Annotated in this window: 12 protein-coding genes; 10 read left to right on the top strand and 2 right to left on the bottom strand. The window is 45.0% G+C overall.

Annotated elements, in window-relative coordinates:
• The first annotated feature begins 59 nt into the window (after window positions 1–59).
• A complete protein-coding gene (locus PP175_RS14190; protein ID WP_272438991.1) occupies window positions 60–1,511 on the top strand; it encodes an APC family permease in 1,452 nt (483 codons plus the stop codon).
• 160 nt (window positions 1,512–1,671) lie between these two features.
• On the opposite strand, the gene PP175_RS14185 is transcribed toward PP175_RS14190, so the two are convergent.
• Entirely contained in the window at window positions 1,672–3,147 is a 1,476-nt protein-coding gene (locus PP175_RS14185) for an aldehyde dehydrogenase family protein (protein ID WP_272438990.1), read from the bottom strand.
• Between the two features lie 237 nt (window positions 3,148–3,384).
• Entirely contained in the window at window positions 3,385–4,479 is a 1,095-nt protein-coding gene (locus PP175_RS14180) for an NAD(P)-dependent alcohol dehydrogenase (RefSeq protein ID WP_272438989.1), read from the bottom strand.
• A gap of 633 nt (window positions 4,480–5,112) precedes the next feature.
• Between PP175_RS14180 and PP175_RS14175 the strand changes: the two genes are divergently transcribed.
• From PP175_RS14175 to PP175_RS14135, 9 genes are all read left to right on the top strand, one after another.
• Window positions 5,113–6,906 carry a sigma-54 interaction domain-containing protein gene (locus tag PP175_RS14175; RefSeq protein WP_272438988.1) on the top strand — a complete coding sequence of 598 codons (1,794 nt, stop codon included), beginning with the start codon at window positions 5,113–5,115 and terminating at the stop codon, window positions 6,904–6,906.
• Window positions 6,907–6,962: 56 nt separating this feature from the next.
• Complete coding sequence (gene larB, locus PP175_RS14170) at window positions 6,963–7,712, top strand: nickel pincer cofactor biosynthesis protein LarB (RefSeq protein WP_272438987.1); 750 nt, start codon at window positions 6,963–6,965, stop codon at window positions 7,710–7,712.
• Window positions 7,709–8,602, top strand: coding sequence for a nickel pincer cofactor biosynthesis protein LarC (locus tag PP175_RS14165; protein ID WP_272438986.1), 894 nt, complete (start codon window positions 7,709–7,711; stop codon window positions 8,600–8,602). Before larB ends, PP175_RS14165 begins: the two co-directional genes overlap by 4 nt.
• 62 nt (window positions 8,603–8,664) lie before the next feature.
• The gene (locus PP175_RS14160; RefSeq protein ID WP_272438985.1) at window positions 8,665–9,684 is read left to right on the top strand and encodes a HoxN/HupN/NixA family nickel/cobalt transporter; all 1,020 of its coding nucleotides are present in this window, start codon (window positions 8,665–8,667) and stop codon (window positions 9,682–9,684) included.
• A 229-nt stretch (window positions 9,685–9,913) separates the two neighbouring features.
• On the top strand, window positions 9,914–10,573 hold the full coding sequence (locus tag PP175_RS14155) for a 4Fe-4S binding protein (RefSeq protein ID WP_272438984.1): 660 nt from the start codon (window positions 9,914–9,916) through the stop codon (window positions 10,571–10,573).
• A complete protein-coding gene (locus PP175_RS14150; protein WP_272438983.1) occupies window positions 10,574–12,013 on the top strand; it encodes a hypothetical protein in 1,440 nt (479 codons plus the stop codon).
• A gap of 17 nt (window positions 12,014–12,030) precedes the next feature.
• The gene (locus tag PP175_RS14145) at window positions 12,031–12,861 is read left to right on the top strand and encodes a beta/alpha barrel domain-containing protein (protein WP_272438982.1); all 831 of its coding nucleotides are present in this window, start codon (window positions 12,031–12,033) and stop codon (window positions 12,859–12,861) included.
• A 30-nt stretch (window positions 12,862–12,891) separates the two neighbouring features.
• On the top strand, window positions 12,892–13,836 hold the full coding sequence (locus PP175_RS14140) for a molybdopterin-binding protein (RefSeq protein WP_272438981.1): 945 nt from the start codon (window positions 12,892–12,894) through the stop codon (window positions 13,834–13,836).
• A 45-nt stretch (window positions 13,837–13,881) separates the two neighbouring features.
• Complete coding sequence (locus PP175_RS14135) at window positions 13,882–14,667, top strand: 2-keto-4-pentenoate hydratase (RefSeq protein ID WP_272438980.1); 786 nt, start codon at window positions 13,882–13,884, stop codon at window positions 14,665–14,667.
• The last annotated feature ends 23 nt before the right edge of the window (window positions 14,668–14,690 follow it).

Here is a 14,690-nt window from a genome sequence, read left to right as displayed (position 1 = left end):
TAAAAAATAAAATCAAAAAAATATTTTTAATAACTTAAGATTTATTTCGGGGAGGTAAAATGATGGCTGAAAATAATGTAAGTTTGGTTTCGAAAGAATCGAGCCTAATGAATTCCACTGTAGATATTTCCGAATTTGGCTATCAGCAGGAATTAAAGAGAACCATGAACGTTTGGCATCTGACCGCCTTTGGCTTAAACTACATGGTGCCCATCGCCCCAGCTATCATTTTTGGTTTTTTACTGCACACTTCGGGAGGAACAGTAGCACTTCCTTATTTATTGGCAGGGCTTGCTATGTTTCTTACAGCTTTGAGTTATGGTGTAATGGTAAGGAACTTTCCGTTAGCAGGCTCTGTTTATAACTATGTAGGGAGAGGATGGAGCCCACACCTTGGCTTTATTGCAGGCTGGACTTTAACCTTAGACTATATATTAATCCCGACAGTAACCGCTGCGAGTTCAGCTCTTTATGCCCAACAACTGTTTCCAAGTATCCCTTATTGGGTATTACTGGCCTTTTTCTCGATTGGTATGGGAATTTTAAACTTGTTTGGCGTGGAGCTTCTTTCTAAAATGGGACTTTGGCTATTAGTGATTGGGGAGTTTGTGGTTTGGTTTTCTTTTTTAGTGTGGGGGAAAGCTGTCTACAATGGAATGGGAACGGGTATGTTAATCAGCTCAGAGCCATTTCATTTTAAAGACCTTTCCAGCCTCGCTGCAGCAACATCATTAGCCGTTTTTAGCTATTTGGGGTTTGACGCCATCACCACTTTGGCAGAAGAAACGAAACATCCCAAGCGCGACATTCCAAGGACTATCTACTGGTCGATTGGTATAGGGACATTGACAATGTTTCTGAGCGGGTACATCGGCATGCTTGCCATTCCTGATTGGCAGAAGTATATCAGTGACACCAATTGGCTAAATACAACTCTTTTCCAAGTTTCTAAAAAAACTGGTGGAGATTGGTTCAGTGTGTTCTTCACGGCAGGATATTTAACGGAATTAGGAGTTTTTAATCTTGTTGCGACCGCTGCCGGTGCTCGTCTCTTATACGGAATGGGAAGAGATACATTGCTGCCGAAATCCATCTTCGCCAAAATTAATAAACGATGGCATACCCCTCATTGGAATATTATTATTATCGTTGCCATTGAATTTATCCTGGGATTTTCTCAAAGTATTGATACCTTGTCCAATCTTGTTAATTACGGGGCACTTTTTGGATTTGGCACGCTGAATTTGGCAGTTATATGGCTTTATTATATGAAAAAGAAAGGGCGCTCGCCTCTGAGCCATGGGGACCAGCCAAATTGGAAACCGACTGGATGGCGAAATGTCCGTTATTTGATTATCCCAATTCTTGGTTTTGTTTCGATTCTCTATGTGTGGTTAAGTATGGATCACCTAGCTTTGATTATCGGTACAATCTGGTTAGCACTTGGTATTGGATTTTTAGCAATAAAAACGAAGGGCTTTAGGAAGCTCCCACCACACCTTGATTTGTAATAATTTCTATTATTTTACTACGTATTCCCAATATGAATTAAAACCGTTATACACCATATCTAACAGTTAATAGCAAGGAATCTTCATGATAAACCGCCAGCCATAGGGCTGGCGGTGGTTCGCATTATATGCTTACTGCCATTTTCGATGAGTACGTTTTTTATGAAAATGGATACTCGCGAGGTTCTTTCTGAACGGAAATCCATTTTACGGTCGTAAATTCTTCTAGTGCCCACTCCCCGCAGTACCGGCCTTGACCGGAGAATTTTTCGCCGCCAAACGGGACATTTGGTTCCACATTGACAGTTTGATCGTTGACATGGATCATGCCTGTTTCGATTTGCTGAGCCACGTTAATCCCTCGCTCCAGAGATCCTGAATGGACAGCACCGCTTAAGCCGAAGTCACTAGCATTAGCGATGCGGATTGCCTCTTCTTCGCTGTCTACGGGAAGAATCGCAGCAACAGGGCCAAATATCTCATTTTTCGCGATCGCCATATCATTTGTTACATCCGAAAGAACATAAGGGGTCATCACATTTCCATCCAATTTTCCCTCAATGTCCAGTTTTGCACCTTCCGCAATGCTTTGTTCGATTAAATCCAGTATTCGTTGTGCCTGCTTTTTGTTAATAAGCGGACCGATAATTGTATCGGATTCAGCTGGATTTCCGGCTTTAATTTTTGAAGTGGTGGATTTAAATTTTTCAACGAATTCCGGATAGACTTTGCGATCCACAATAATGCGATTGGTGGCAATACAAATTTGCCCCTGGTGCATAAATTTACCAAATGCGGCGGCAGCCACTGCTTGATCCACATCCGCATCGTCAAGTACAATTAATACATTGTTTCCGCCAAGTTCTAATGCTGCCTTTTTTAGATTTTTACCGGCAATCCCGCTGATATGTTTTCCTGCTGCGGTTGAACCGGTAAAAGAAATGACTCTAGGGATCGGCTGCTCTACAAAATAATCACCGATTTCTTCAACATCATACACCACTACATTCAGTACACCTTTAGGGAGGCCGGCATCTTCAAAAATTTTGGCGATCATCAGTCCGCCGGTGATAGGAGTCTGGGAATCCGCTTTTAGGACAATCGCGTTTCCAGTCGCAATAGCGGGCGCCACAACCCGGATGCTTAAATAGAAAGGCCAATTCCAGGGAGTTATCGCGCCAATGACACCCACAGGGTTACGGTATACCCGGTTTTCCTTTCCTGGGATAACGGAGGGGAGGATAGTACCGTTCATCTGAAATGAATAGTTAATCGCTTCCTTAACATCGCCAATTGAAGCGTCTACTTCCACATTAGCCTTTAGTTGTGAACTGCCGCTTTCTTCCACTAACAGTTGTACGATATCATTTCTTCGCTCGGCTAAGATCTGGGCAGCTTTTTCTAAAACGGCCGCTTTTTGATGTGGTGAGGCATTTGCCCAGTCTGCCTGTGCTTTTTTTGCAGTTTCATAAGCGTCATCGATGTCCGATTTGTTCGCGAGCTTAATTTCCGCCAGCACTTCATCGTTGAATTTGTTTGTAACGGTGGCATATCGATCGCTGGATCCTTGTTTCCACTGGCCTCCGATAGATAACTGATTCCATGAAGGGTACTTTACGGTTGATGTCTTTGCCATTTGTATCACTCCTCATTAAATTTTAAATTATTCAAAAAATTCTACATGTGAACAAGGTTAATGAAAATATGATAAGCAAAAAATGCTAACTCAATGATAACGATAGTTAAAAAGGGAATGGACGTGGCTCCTTTTGCACAGAGGTCCACTTTATTGTTGTAAGTTCATCTAAGGTTAGCAAATCTCCATGATATCTTCCTAATCCTGAATCTTTCACGCCACCAGAAAATGGATGCGCTAACCTAACTTAATAACTGGTTTAATGGTTGTCCCGTTTTTGGAATCCTGAACAGCTTGATTAATTTCTTCTAGCGAGTAGTATTTAATTAATTTATCAAAAGGAAATTTGCCTTGCTTATATAAGGCAATCAACATCGGAATATACAACTGGGGAACACTTTCACCCATTAAAAACCCGTTAAGGTTTCTCTCAAAAAGAATCGTATTCATATCAAGGGTTACTTCCGTTCCTAATGCCGATCCTCCAATTTGCACCGCTGTACCTAATACAGCCAGGCTGTCAACAGCCTTACGGGTATTTTCAGGACGCCCGCTCGTCTCAATGGCGTAATGGACACCTTTTCCGGTAATGCCCATAATCGTTTCAACAACATTTTGTTCCTTGGCATTGATTGTATGGGTTGCCCCTAATTCTCTTGCTAGTTCCAGGCGATTTTCTTGAACATCAACAGCAAGAATCACGCCACAATGCGCCACATTGGCAGCCATAATTGCGCTTAAGCCAACAGTGCCGGTTCCGAAAATAACGATGCTTGATCCGGGGGCAGGCTTTAGCTTGTTAAGAACCGCACCGCTTCCTGTTTGAATACCGCAGCCAAGTGGCCCGAGCATTTCAAGGGGTACATCTTTGGGTACTTTTACAACGTTGCGGGCAGAAACGACCGCATGATGCGCAAAACTTGCTTGGCCGAAAAAGTTGGAAAGGTGCTGGTGGCCTTCATGTAATCGGCAAGTGCCATCTGCCATTTTGCCTTCGAAATTTAACGCGTAAAACTGTTCGCAAGCATATGCTTTTCCGCTTAGGCAATTCGCACATGCACCACATGAACTATAGGATAAGACAACATGGTCACCTGGTTGAATGCTCGTTACACCCAGGCCTATTTTCTCAACAACACCAGAACCTTCATGTCCCAGCACGGCGGGAAGCGGAACAGGGTAAGATTGGTCTTGAGCAAGAAGATCGGTATGGCAAATTCCTGATCCAACGAGGCGGACTAAAACCTCACCTGGATTGGGATCATCAACGGTTATCTCGGTGACCCGAAATGGTTCGGCCTTTCCATATGTAACGGCAGCCTTTGTTAACATTTGAATCCTCCATTCCTAAATAAAATGATAGCGCATTCATTGTCATTTAAGCAAACTTAATGCCAACCTTTTAGATATGCCGTTTTATGCCAAAATCTTATTCTTTGGATTGATGTTTTGGAACCATTTGGGTTCCAAACGGAAACTTTAATGGAAATTAAGTGTTTCCATTTTTACAAAATTCAATTAAAATGAGCGATGGATCTTATTCTTTGATATCGGCTGCGGTCATGAAGTAGGATAGCTTTGTTTTGGTACCGTGAAACCAAGATGGAAATCCCTCGGGTGCCGGAAATGGAATTCTGGTTGATATGGGGTCCGTTTGTGTAAATTTTTTTTGCGGGGCAAACCTTTTTGTAAACACATCGTTACCAAAAGGCGGAAACCAAATTTTCATGGATGGAACTATGGTATTTCCAAAATGGAACTCACTGACCAATAAAAAGGTTGGTATCAGTTTTGCATTACCATTAAATTAGTTACGATAGTACTCATTCCCGATCTAATAATTGTTCATTGTATAGCTTAGATGCATGTGTTTAGATAGAGAGAGTTATTGACATCACTGAGGTTTATAAAGGCCAGATTGCTAGACTGAATCAATCGGTCAGGGCAAGAAAAGGGGGAATTCCAATGCCTCTAAAAGCAATGATAAAAAAACCAGTGTATACAGTGAATCTAAACAACATGCACCTGAAGGATGAAATTTTCAGAGAAATGAAAGCCTTATCAATAACCGAGGCGCCAGTTTTGAATGAAGGTATATGGGCAGGAATCTATCGTATTGTATCAACTGAGCTAGGGGAAGTTGCCAAGCAAGGTTTGTTCATCAGCGATGCTCCTTTCGTTTATGACGACGCTGAGATTCATGAATTAAATATTCCAACAGGATATGCGGTGATTGGTGTGATGAATAAAAAAGAAGAATTTGTAGGAATCATTGAAGCCAATGATCTACAGCAGGAAGTACACAATTTGTATGTTGAAGCGGTCGATCGTAACCGACAAATGGATGCGATCATTGATAATGCTTACGATGGAATCTTTATTGCGGACAAAATAGGATATGTTACCAGAGTCAATCGAGCCATGTGCAGGCTTTCTGGCATGAACAAGGAATCCTTTCTGGGCGTTCACTTAACCGAGCTAGTCCGAAGGGGTACGTTTAAACATCAGTCGATTTCCTGGAGATCGCTTCAGGAACGAAGAGAAATATCAGGCATACAAAGATATCCTACAGGACAAGAGCATCTTGTAAGTGCATCACCGATATCGGATGAATTCGGAAACATACAAGGTGTCGTATCTACTGTGCGTGATATAACAGAACTCTCCCAACTTCGGGAACAATTGGCCGAAATACAGGATCAAAGTGAGCAATATAAGTCTGAATTATCGATTCTTCGAAAGCGTATTCAATCAGAAGAGATTGTAGCCGTTTCACCGCAAATGAAGAGTATCTTAGATCTTGTTGAAAGAGTGGCCAATTTTGATTCAACCGTTTTAATTTTAGGAGAATCCGGAGTGGGGAAGGAGGTTATCGCTTCCTTAATCCATAAAGCGAGTGCTCGCTCACAGGGTCCTTTTATTAAGATAAACTGTGGGGCGATTCCAACTGAATTGTTGGAATCCGAGTTATTTGGCTACGAATCAGGAGCCTTCACAGGTGCGAAGAAAGCGGGTAAAATCGGCTTGTTTGAAGCGGCAGAAGGCGGAGTTGTTTTCTTAGATGAGATTGGGGAAATGTCACCCGCCCTTCAAGTGAAAATTTTACGCGTTCTTCAGGAACAGGAATTCACACGGGTTGGTGGAATACAATCGATACAAGTCAATTGCCGTATTGTAGCCGCTACCCACAGAAACCTGCAAGAACATATTCAGAAGGGGCTATTTAGGGAGGATCTCTATTACCGCTTATACGTGGTGCCGATTCATATTCCGCCCCTGCGTGAGAGAAAAGAAGATATACCGGCTCTGCTCCAATACTTTTTAAATAAATATAATAAAAAATATGGAACCGAGCGAACATTCGATCCTGCTGTCGTGCAAATTCTTCAGAACCATTGCTGGCCAGGAAACGTGAGGCAGCTTTCCAATCTTGTTGAGAGAATGGTCGTTACCATCCCCGAAAATGCGATAGGGGAACACCATCTACCGGAAGACTATTTTCAATCCCACCAAAAAACCATGGCAACGTTTACGGAAGGGGTTCATCAATTAGCGGATCCGAATGCTATTTTGAATGATTCGACAGCATCAGAGATGGGACAGCCGGGATTCAATGCTTTCGATGAAATGGAGCGCAACCTGATTGTTGAATCCTTGTCCCGTTATGGATCCATAAGAAAAGTAGGACAAGCTTTAGGTGTATCACACACAACTGTCATTAAAAAAATGAGAAAATTCGGCATTGAGAGGAATCGTTAGCCCTCTCTTTGTTTGAGAACATAACACGAATCCATCAAGAAGCGAGGCTTTTGAATATGGCGATCAGAGATATTTTACAGAGAGTAAAGGATGGGAGTCTATCCGTTGAACAAGCAGAAGCAGAAATGCGAGGATTTGAGGATTTAGGCTTTGGTAAAGTAGATTACGCGCGCGAAGCTAGAACGGGATACCCTGAAGTTATTTTTGGCATGGGAAAGACACCGGAACAGGTACAAATCATTTTTTCCAAACTTTATGCTAAACATGGCAAGGTCATGGTTACGAGAGCGAATGAAACGATGTTTAATTTAGTAAAGCAAATCGTACCGGAGGCTGTATATGACCCGATGTCTCGTATCATCAGCGCTGGAGGCGGACGACAAAGATTTGCCGGGACTGTCGCTGTTCTATCAGCAGGTACAGCCGATCTTCCCGTAGCAGAAGAAGCGGCCCAGACAGCTGAATGGATGGGGAATCCAGTTGACCGCATTTATGATGTTGGAGTCGCTGGCATCGATCGTCTGTTTGCTCAACGCGAACGGATTGTTAGTGCGAGTGTAGTAATAGTAGTCGCGGGTATGGAAGGAGCTCTGGCAAGTGTGGTGGGCGGATTAGTTCGGCGTCCCGTAATTGCTGTGCCGACAAGCGTAGGCTATGGTGCGCATTTTGGAGGACTGACTCCGCTTTTATCCATGTTAACGGCATGCGCTTCCGGTATTATGGTCGTAAATATTGACAATGGTTTTGGTGCAGCTGTTTCCGCGTCAATCATACAACAGGCTGTATTGGAGGGAACAACGACATGAGAACGGTGTATCTAGATTGCGTATCAGGTATTAGCGGAGACATGCTTTTAGCAGCGTTAATCGATGCTGGCGCGGACATCGATTACATTAAGCATGCTCTTGGGCATCTTCCGATTGATCCGTTTGATATCTCCATTAAAACAGTGGATAAATGCGGGGTATCCTCCAAAAAATTGATCATTGAACTACATGAAGCGGTAAGCAGCACTCATGATGACCGCGAACACAACAATGACTACCATCATCATGACCATGACCACCATGACCATGGCCACGATCATTGTCATGAGCATGATCACCTTGAGCATCACCATCAACACGAGCATTGTCATGACCATGAACATCACCGCCATGATCATGATCACGACCACCATCACCGGAAGGCCGCTGACATCATCAAGATGATCCGCGCGAGCGATCTGCCGGCACGAGTGAAACAGCGAAGTTTGGCTATCTTTGATGTCATCGCAAAGGCTGAAGGGAAGATCCATGGTATTGATCCAGCTGAAGTTCATTTCCATGAAGTGGGTGCAATGGATTCCATTATCGACACGATTGGGATTTGCCTGGCACTTGAAAGTTTGGATGTAGCCGAGATCCTATCGTCAGCGGTACCTACTGGCTACGGAAAATTAAAAATGGCACATGGACTTTATCCAATCCCTGCACCGGCAACAGCCGAGTTGTTAAAGGGAATTCCCCTTGCCCATTCCCCTGTACAAGGGGAATTGACCACCCCTACAGGTGCTGGTGTGCTTAAAGGGTTGGTTAGCAAATATGGCCCGCTTGGTAACTTTATCATCGAGTCGATCGGTTATGGTGCCGGAACGAAAGACTTTGCTGAAGTTCCGAATGTCATGCGCGTTTTACTTGGCAAAACCACTCATTAGATTCCTGGAATTCCTGAGGTATGCACCTCCATAATTAAAAAGAGGATGGGAGAAGAGAGGTTATGAGATTTAGAGGAATCAAGGGTAAACCAACCTGGATGGGTTACGGGGTAAGTGTAGCCTTTCTCCATGCCGTAGGGATTGCCTGTTTGCTATTAGCTATTCAAAAGAATCCCGCTTTTCTCGGCTTGGGCTTTCTAGCTTACACATTAGGGATGCGGCATGCGTTTGATGTGGATCATATCGCGGCCATTGATAATACTGTGAGAAAATTGGTCCAACAGAAGAAGAACCCTACAGGGGTTGGTTTTCTCTTTTCCATGGGTCACTCTTCCGTGGTGTGTATAATGGCTTTTATTACGGCTTTTGCAGCCCATTGGGCCCAACTGCATATTCCTCAAATGAAAGCAATTGGTGGAATGATTGGGACGTATGTCTCCGGGTTCTTCCTTGTCATGATTGGCGTGGTTAATTTATATATTATGCTGAATATGATAAAGGTTTTTAAAGGAATGCGGAGTGGAGAATATGGCGAGCATAAAATGGATGAATTGCTGCACTCCCGGGGCCTGATTGCCCGTTTTATCACTCCGCTGTTGCGTTTTGTAAACAAGAGCTGGCACGTATATCCGATTGGATTTCTTTTTGGCCTTGGTTTTGATACCGCAAGTGAAGTAGCGCTTTTAGCCATTTCTGCAGGTGCTGCCCAAAGCGCCTACTCCCTTATGGGACTGCTTGCTCTCCCGATCCTTTTCGCAGCAGGGATGAGCTTACTCGATACGGCAGATGGAATTTTTATGACGACCGCTTATCGCTGGGCATTGACTACACCGCTGCGTAAAGTTTATTATAACCTAACTGTAACAGGTTTATCGGTAATCGCCGCGTTGATGATTGGTTTCATTGAACTATCCCAGGTTCTTTCCGAAAAGCTCGGTCTAAAAGGAACCTTCTGGAACTGGGTGCAGGAGTTAGACTTAGGTTCACTGGGTTATCTATTAGTAGGTTTGTTCGTTTTATCATGGGCGTGTTCATATGCTGCCTGGAGATTCCTTCGAATTGAAGAGAACTTTGGCTCATAATTAAAGTCAGTGAAGGCTTGTCACCAGTAGAGGGGCAAGCCTTTTTGATTTATCCAATGTTGGAAGCGCTTTATTTCCACTGCGTTGGAAACCAACAGAGCGAAATGAAACTCCATCGTTTCCAAAATATCGATATTTCTTTATTTTAAGACATGGCATTGAATTTGCTTTATTAAATGATGTACAAAACAAGAATACAGTGGTTTTTAGTAGAAGGGAGTGAAAGCGATTGCGTTTAATCAATACGACAGCGATCATTATTAACGACAAATGTACAGGGTGTAAGATTTGTGCACAGGTTTGTCCCACACTGGCGATAACAATGGAACCTGTGCCGGGTACCAAACACAAGAAATTAGCAATTGTTGAAGAAGAAGCCTGTACAGGCTGTACAGCCTGTGAGCAGCGATGCCCGTTTGATGCGATTGAAATGGCCCATTTATCAGAGCCACGCATGATTGGAGTAGATATCGAGCAATCGAACACCGAGCAAGTTCATCAGCTATGTTATGATGCTCATCTTCATCCGGAACAGGTGGTGTGCTATTGCACCGGGACTCGCGCAGATGAAGTAGCCGCCGCTATTCTACAGGGGGCAGATTCTCCTGATAAAATTTCCATGGCAACCGGACTGCGTACAGGTTGTACGGTTGAGTGCCTCCAACCTGCGATGCGTTTGCTTAAAAGTGCAGGCGTGGAATTGGAGTCACCAAGCGGCCGTTATCAGTGGTACGGTGCTACACCAACCATCTGGGATATTCCCGACAGTGTAAAAGAGAAGTATGCCAAGCGTGGATTTTACTTCGACGCAGATATCGAATTCTTCGAGACCATTCGGAACGCCCCATTATCAACAACCGCTTGTTCTGTGAAAAAGGAGGAAGCGTAAATGAAGCGCAATCCGATTCGACCTCTTGCACCAAGGCCTTCACGTTACGGGGTTGATCCCAGTCTTGTAAAGAAGCGTTTTGCTGATTTACCGGGAATGACTTCCCTGTCACTCGAAGAGCTTTTTCCGGATACGCCGGATGTCATTTATCCAAGTAGTGAAGGAATAGCAGCCATTCGAAATGCAGCAGAAAAGGCGCTAGAGAATGTTGATCTTTCCATGATAGAACCGCATCACACCGTGAACGTTCTAGCTTCTCATCACGGCTTTACGCTGCTTGGCGGCGAACCGTATGCTGAACTGCTGCGCACGGTCCATGATGTTATTAAAGAGCGGACCGGAGCTAAGGAAATACGTCTGCGCGCAGGTGTAGGCCTCAGGTTCCGGGAAACGGAAGAATACATTAAACGTTTTGATCTGAAAAGTCACTTTGGCCGTCTTGCTAGAGGGATGGCCCCGATTGATGAAGGCATTCCGATTGAGACTGAGATTGGTACGCTCTATGGTTTAAAGCGTACATATGATGCGGACTGGATCATCCATGTTCATAACAGTGATGTTCGTGAGGTTCATTTCCATCGTCAGGTTGACCGGGCGGTAAAGCCGTTCGGTATGTCGTACGCCCGTATCGAAACCCGATCAACTTATCATCAGAATTTAGGTCCTCGTGGTGCCAACTTTACGGCCCGGGCCATATTTGAATCTCCATTTGTACAAAGCAAATTTGTGGGGGCTGTGTTCCTGAATATGTCGCCGAGCGGAGTCATCAGCGTAGAGGCAGACAATGATCTGTATAAAATTAACGACACCATCACCTTAGATGGCTTGCGTTATTACGGAAAAATGTTCCAGCTACTCGGGAAAATTGAGGATTGTATCGTAGGTTTAGACTTCCCTTGTCCAGTCCCTTACGTGTTCTCAGCTGGGGTGATTTACTGTAACTTCGTTGGAGCGAATTGTGACTTATTCGATCTGGACGTAAAGCTAGCTCCTTATACCTGGTACACAGAAGCGCTTTATGGAAAAGACGGAAAGCCGCTTGTACCGGATATTAAGCCGGTGAATCCAGCAATTAAAATGGTCGTTCACAACTACGCCTGGATCGGGTATCCGAGTGCGTTCTTCTCACAACAATTACCAACTTTAGTTGTTGGCAAGGAACAGGCGGACTTGTTCGAGCACGATCCACAAAATATCGAGTACATGAAGTATGCGATGATTTCGGAAAATCTTGATGATTCGATGCGCTTTGCATACCGTACCACAGGAACCGATAAGGTGATTGTATTTGATGGAGCAGTCGGAGGAATCAACGTGAGCGAATCGTTGGCAAACTATTTGTTAGAAGTTGCACCACAGGTGAGTAAAGAAGTCGATGATGTGCTTCTTCCAAAATGGCTTAAGCAACGTGGTATTGGCGGTATTCTCGTGAATGCATAAGGGGAGATGATGTGCACATGGAAGCTCTTAAACAACAGGGAAATCAACAGATCGATCTTCGCGATACCCTCTTTTTGCCCCTCGGTGAACGTCTATTTACCGCTAGAGTAGAGGCGACCAGTTGCGGAGTGCTGGCGCATGGACAGCATGCGGCGGAACTATTGATAGAACACGGATGCGAGCTTTTGGAGAGGGCTGCTGACGGCACGCTGCTCGAACCGGGTGATGCCGTACTGTCCTACCTGGGCCAGGCAAAACAAGTAGCCATCGCAGAAGATCGTGTTTTAGGAGCGATGATGGCGCCATCCGGTTATGCTACACGGGCAAGGCAGCTTAAACTGCTGGCTGGACCAAATCTGAAGGTGGTTTGCGGGGGTTGGAAAAAGCTCCCGCAAGCAAGCAAACCAGGTCTGCACGCCGCTTTGGCGGCAGCGGGCATCGGAATGCGTATGGTAGAAGGTCCCTTTATCTACATGGATAAAAATTACGTTCGAATGTTTGGCAGTGTACGCCAAACACTGCAGGCAGCGAAGCAGTTTCCCCATCACAAAACCGTCATCCAGCTGCGCGGTGAAATCGAGCCGATTGAGCTTGAAGCGAGAGAAGCCGTACGCGGAAGCGCGGATGTGGTGATGGTCGATACAGGGGATTTGCGAGATCTGGATATTGTACTGCAAGTTCTGGAGGAGTTAGGCGCACGCGATCATACAAAAATAGCATTCGCCGGCGGAATAAAAGAAGAAACGATTCTTTTGCTGCGGGAGCGCCCTGTGGATTTAATCGACGTTGGTGCAGCGGTATTGGATGCTCCGCTACTTGATATGCGCGTGAATGTCGTCGAGTACTAAAACAAAATTTACAGAAATGGGGCGGCTGCCGTGGAATATAGTCTCTTAAATAAAACCGAACTGCGTTTAACAGATGTCTACTTAGATGATTGCGACCTTACCCTTGTGGCGGAAACGGTGGCAGAAGTACTGCAGTTGCCGCGGGAACGTGTTTTTGTCATTGATGTACGCGATGATCACCTTGCTTTAGACCTGCTGGTTAGCTCTATGAAAGCCGATCAATTTGTCGGAAAAAAAGAGCAGCTGCTTGACACGGTTGGATCGCTTCCAGGCGTTCGTCTCGGCGAAGATGCGGATATCCATTCCGAAGGTGTTTTAGGGATGATCGCCTTGACTCCGTTAACCGGTAAAGAGGTCGTGGAACAAAGCAACAAGATGGGAGAAGAAATCGTCAACCGCATCCGGCACCGGGTGAAGGTGTTCCCAACAGGGTTCGAAGTAGCCAGAGGCATGATCGAAGATACAAATACACCTTACCTTGTGGAACGTTTTACCGATGCTGGATGCAAAGTCCAAACAAGCCGCCCGCTTGCTGACGATGTCGATGAAATTGCGGGGGCGCTGCGTCAAGCGCTCGATGCAGGATTCGGCTGGATTTTGACAACCGGCGGAGTCGGTGCAGAGGATAAAGATTGTTCTGTAGAAGCTTTGCTTAAAGTTTGTCCTGAAGCGGCAACACCTTATATTGTAAAATTCACCCCTGGCCATGGACGGCATGTAAAAGAGGGGATCCGCATTGGTGTTGCTAAAGAAGGGCTCAGTTACATAGTTACGTTGCCCGGTCCAAACGATGAAGTGAGAATTTGCGCGGATATCATCATGCAAAGTGTAGCAGAGCAGCCTGTACCCGAGGTCCTTGCTGAGCGCATTGCATCAAAACTGCGTGACCGCTGGCTCCATACCGTAGGCAGTCATTCCCATGCTGATCATCATGGTCATCAGCATCATCATGGACATGGTGGACATCAACACTAAAGAGTATCAAACATAAGTTTGAAGAGTGTAAAGGGGCGCGAGAAGATGAGCACAATCATTGAACAAGCAGCGGCACAGCTTTTAGAGGCTGAAAAAAATAGACAGCCAGTAAGCCCATTGACCGAAACCTATCCTAACTTTTCCACTGAAGATGCCTATGCTGTTCAACAGCAGGTGAAAGCCTGGAAACTTGAGGCAAACGGACGGATCATCGGCCGTAAAATCGGTTTAACCTCACAGGCCATGCAAAATGCGTTAGGCGTTCATGAGCCCGATTTTGGATCGCTGTATGAAGAGATGTTATTGCCCGAAGGTTCAGCTGTTCCTTATGAGCAATTTCTGCAGCCGAAAGTGGAAGCAGAGCTCGCCTTTATCATGAAAAAGGATATAAAAGGACCTGGCGTGCATTTCCAGGATGTTCTTCAAGCCACATCGTATGTTGTTCCCGCTTTTGAAATCATTGACAGTCGCGTACGGGATTGGAAGATTCGTATTGAGGATACCATTGCCGATAATGCATCCAGTGGCGCATTGGTACTTGGAAGTCGCGGTATGTACGTAGATGAAGTGAATCTAAGATTAGTAGGTTTGGTTTTGGAACGAAATGGGCAAGTCGTAGACACTGCAGCGGGTGCAGCTGTATTAGGTCATCCGGCAGCAGCGGTTGCCTGGTTATGCAACAAGTTATCTCAATTTGGCGAAGGACTACAAGAAGGGGATATCATTCTCTCTGGTTCCTTCACGAAAGCTTATGAAGCCAAACCTGGTGACGTATATGCCGCTCACTTCAACCAAATTGGAACCGTGCAAGTCGGCTTTGAACCCAAATAAAACATCGAATTAGGGAGGGATCC

It is taken from the genome of Aneurinibacillus sp. Ricciae_BoGa-3 (assembly GCF_028421645.1).
Taxonomy (GTDB): domain Bacteria; phylum Bacillota; class Bacilli; order Aneurinibacillales; family Aneurinibacillaceae; genus Aneurinibacillus_B.
Note: the sequence above shows the minus strand (reverse complement) of the source record. Positions and strands in the feature narration are given on the sequence as shown.

What these genes read in the sequence shown, in the direction of transcription:
- PP175_RS14190 (WP_272438991.1), top strand. Translation starts at nt 60, where the DNA reads ATGATGGCTGAAAATAATGTAAGTTTGGTTTCGAAAGAATCGAGCCTA.
- PP175_RS14185 (WP_272438990.1), bottom strand. Translation starts at nt 3,147, where the DNA reads ATGGCAAAGACATCAACCGTAAAGTACCCTTCATGGAATCAGTTATCT.
- PP175_RS14180 (WP_272438989.1), bottom strand. Translation starts at nt 4,479, where the DNA reads ATGTTAACAAAGGCTGCCGTTACATATGGAAAGGCCGAACCATTTCGG.
- PP175_RS14175 (WP_272438988.1), top strand. Translation starts at nt 5,113, where the DNA reads ATGCCTCTAAAAGCAATGATAAAAAAACCAGTGTATACAGTGAATCTA.
- larB (WP_272438987.1), top strand. Translation starts at nt 6,963, where the DNA reads ATGGCGATCAGAGATATTTTACAGAGAGTAAAGGATGGGAGTCTATCC.
- PP175_RS14165 (WP_272438986.1), top strand. Translation starts at nt 7,709, where the DNA reads ATGAGAACGGTGTATCTAGATTGCGTATCAGGTATTAGCGGAGACATG.
- PP175_RS14160 (WP_272438985.1), top strand. Translation starts at nt 8,665, where the DNA reads ATGAGATTTAGAGGAATCAAGGGTAAACCAACCTGGATGGGTTACGGG.
- PP175_RS14150 (WP_272438983.1), top strand. Translation starts at nt 10,574, where the DNA reads ATGAAGCGCAATCCGATTCGACCTCTTGCACCAAGGCCTTCACGTTAC.
- PP175_RS14145 (WP_272438982.1), top strand. Translation starts at nt 12,031, where the DNA reads ATGGAAGCTCTTAAACAACAGGGAAATCAACAGATCGATCTTCGCGAT.
- PP175_RS14135 (WP_272438980.1), top strand. Translation starts at nt 13,882, where the DNA reads ATGAGCACAATCATTGAACAAGCAGCGGCACAGCTTTTAGAGGCTGAA.